The sequence below is a fragment of the Burkholderia sp. Se-20378 genome, assembly GCF_017104665.1.
GTDB lineage: Bacteria > Pseudomonadota > Gammaproteobacteria > Burkholderiales > Burkholderiaceae > Burkholderia > Burkholderia lata.
In genome coordinates, this window is the sequence record NZ_JAAGPG010000796.1 from 1 (window position 1) to 2,939 (window position 2,939).

The 2,939-nt window shown below is 68.6% G+C and carries 2 protein-coding genes and 1 pseudogene; 2 read left to right on the top strand and 1 reads right to left on the bottom strand.

Annotated features, from left to right (window positions below):
• Together G3N93_RS37625 and G3N93_RS37630 are read left to right on the top strand one after the other, a co-directional pair.
• Positions 1-197, top strand: a pseudogene (locus G3N93_RS37625) (copper homeostasis protein CutC); the annotation flags it as partial.
• Positions 198-279: 82 nt separating this feature from the next.
• Entirely contained in the window at positions 280-1,368 is a 1,089-nt protein-coding gene (locus G3N93_RS37630; RefSeq protein ID WP_206135291.1) for a suppressor of fused domain protein, read from the top strand.
• A gap of 25 nt (positions 1,369-1,393) precedes the next feature.
• Here the strand turns inward: G3N93_RS37630 and G3N93_RS37635 are convergent, their stop codons facing one another.
• Entirely contained in the window at positions 1,394-2,749 is a 1,356-nt protein-coding gene (locus G3N93_RS37635; protein WP_206135292.1) for a cytosine permease, read from the bottom strand.
• Positions 2,750-2,939: the final 190 nt, after the last annotated feature.

The window sequence follows — 2,939 nt, forward strand, 5'->3', positions numbered from 1 at the left end:
CAGGCTCGACCTGCACGGTGCTGGCCGGCTCGGGGCTCACGGTCGACGCGGTCGGCGATTTCGTCCGTGCGACCGGCGTGCGCGCGGTGCATTTCGGTTCGGGCGTACGGCCGCGCGGCGAGGTGCTGGCGCCGGTCGATCAACAACTCGTCGAGCGCGTGCGCGCATCGATCGACGGCGCGGCGGCACACGTGTGACGCGTGCGTCGGATGGCGGCGGCCACTGCCGCCGCACGCACCGACACCACCCACCGGGACACCACCCGGGAGAGAGGGCCACATGACGGACGCACCACACGACCCGCAGGACGGCGCAGCCGACGACAGCGCGCCTGGCTGGGACGCGATCGACGGCGCGCTTGCGCTTATCTATCCGGGGCAGGAGCCGAAACACTACGGCACGCTGCTCAAGTGGCGGCTCGGCGGCCGCGATCCGCTCGACGGGATCAGCGTGTGGAAGCGCACGGAGCCCGTGCCGCACTGGCATTTCGTCACGTACGGGCTGTCCGAGCTGTATGCGAAGGAGTCGGATGATCCGGCCGTCAGCGGCTTCGGATTCGAGCTGACGATGCGCGTCGCGTGCGGCGCCGCCGACGAAGAACCGCCGAACTGGGTGTTCAGCTTCCTGCAGAACCTCGCGCGCTACGTGTTCCAGAGCGGCAACGCGTTCGACGACGGTCACTGGATGACGGCCAACGGCCCGATCGCGCTCGATACCGATACGCAGCTCTGCTCGATGGGTTTCGCATTCGATCCGGAGCTGCCGGCGATCGATACGTCGCACGGCAGTCTCGCGTTCCTGCAGATCGTCGGGCTGACGCTCGACGAGGAGCGCGCCGCGAAACGCTGGCGCACGCGCGCGCTGCTCGACACGCTGCTGCCGCATATGCCGCTATGGGTGACCGATCTCGGCCGCGCGTCGCTGCTCGAGCGCGCGGACGTGCGCGCCGCGGTCGACGCCGGTACGCAGCGCGACGGCTCGTCGAGCGGCTACCTGTTCACCGACGTGCTTGGATGGGAAACGCGCAAGCGGCTGCTGCGCGCACCCGTGATCGAGATCACCGTCGGCGCGCGGCAGGTCGACGAACTGGTCACGCTGCTGCCGCTGCGGTTGCCGTTCGACCGGCCGTTCCGCCTGGTCGGTCATGACGGCGCGGTGCGGTTCGTGCACGGCGACGCGAACGGCGTGACCGACGAGGACGGCACGCTGACGCTGCAACTCACCGACGCGACGGTGCAGGCGCTGGCCCGCACGCTGCAGCCGCGCGCCGGCGAGTATGCGGTCGACGGGCTCGACGGCGTGCGCTGGCGGGTGGAGAAGACCGTGATCCGCGATGCGCAGGGCAACGCGGTGCAGACGATCGGATGAGGCGCGGCGGCGCGCGGGCGTCCCGTCACGTATTGCGCACGAACCAGGTCCGCTTGGCCGTGCCCAGCAGCGCGCGATAGACCACCCACGACACGACGAACGTCGCGGGCGCCGACAGCGACGCGGCGAACCCCGTCGCCTGGTTCAGCGCGAGTCCAACGAACGCGCCGGCGAACCATGCGGTCAGCCCGCCCGGGTTGAAGGTCGGCACATGCGCGTCGCGGCATTCGACGTCGTCGCCGACGAGCTGCCCGTACCGGTCGGACAGGATGTGCGCGAGCGCAACGCCGACCCATGCGACGACGAAGATGCCCTGATACGCGAGCGCCTGCAGGATCCGCGAGAAGATGTCCGCCATCATCAGCGCATAGACGACCGCGCCGACCACGACTGCCCACACGAACTTCGGCGCGCGCAGACCGGCCACCTTCAGGAAGAACGCCTGCATGTTGACGGTCGCGAGGTAGTAGTTCGCGGTGTTGATCCGGGATTGCGTGACCCACACGAACAGCAGCCCCCACACCCCCATCAGCTTCAGCAGTGCGAGCACGACCGATACTTCGGAGAGCGTACCGAGCCCCGGAATCGTGCTGACGAGATAGATGCCGGCCGCGCCGTTGACGAGAAACGTGACGAGGTAGAACGGCATCCCGAAGTTGAAGCGGCCGTGATAGCCCGCGTCCTCCTTGCGGCCGAAGCGCGCGTAGTCGAACGTGAACATCATCAGCACCCACACGCCCATGTAGTAGACGAAGCAGTGCCACCAGCCGCCGGCCGGCACGTTGCCGGCCGGTCCGAAATCGAGCCAGGCCGCGTTGTAGCCGTATTCGGCCGTCGCGAGCCCGACCGCCGCGAGCAGCCCGAGCAGGTAGAACGGCAGCAGCACGCCGTTGAACTTGTCGAGCCAGTGCTGCACGCTGCCGAACACGAGCGGCACGCTGTAGCAGACGACGATCAGTGCGGCCCATTTGTAGTCGAGCGCCGGAAACTGGTGATGCGCGGCAACCGCGATCACCGAGCCTTCGAACACCGCGTAGTAGATCGCCGTCGCGAAGAAGATCAGCGTCGCGAGCGCCGCGCCGGCGCTGCCGAACAGCACGCGCGAGAACAGCGCGACCGAGAGTCCCGTGCGGATCGCGTAGCGGCTGATGATCGTGTTGACGAGGCCGTACGACACGACCGACAGCGCCATCCCGATCAGCGCGTTGCGCGCGCCGTAGGTGAGCGCGAGCGTGGCGCCCACGACGATGTAGAACACCGCGCTGCACACGGCCCACCACGCCATCGTCAGCGAAAAGGGCGGCATGCGCGCGTGGTCGGGAACGGCGAGCGTCGACAAGTCGAGATCCTCGTCGGGGCGGGCCTGAGCCAGGTTGGCCATGATCGTGCTCCTTGATGAGCGGAAACTGCGAACGACGTCTCGGCCGCGGCACATGCGATCCGCAGGGTTGCCCCGACGTCGGGCGGGCAACCGGTTCGGCAGGAACGGAAACAGCACGCAGGCGTCCCCGCCGCGCGGCGCTCGGCCGCGCGGACGGAAAACGGACAGCGAAAAGAGGGGGTGACCCATG

Excerpts from the sequence above, each read along its gene's own strand:
- G3N93_RS37635 (WP_206135292.1), bottom strand. The coding sequence starts at position 2,749 with ATGGCCAACCTGGCTCAGGCCCGCCCCGACGAGGATCTCGACTTGTCG.
- G3N93_RS37630 (WP_206135291.1), top strand. The coding sequence starts at position 280 with ATGACGGACGCACCACACGACCCGCAGGACGGCGCAGCCGACGACAGC.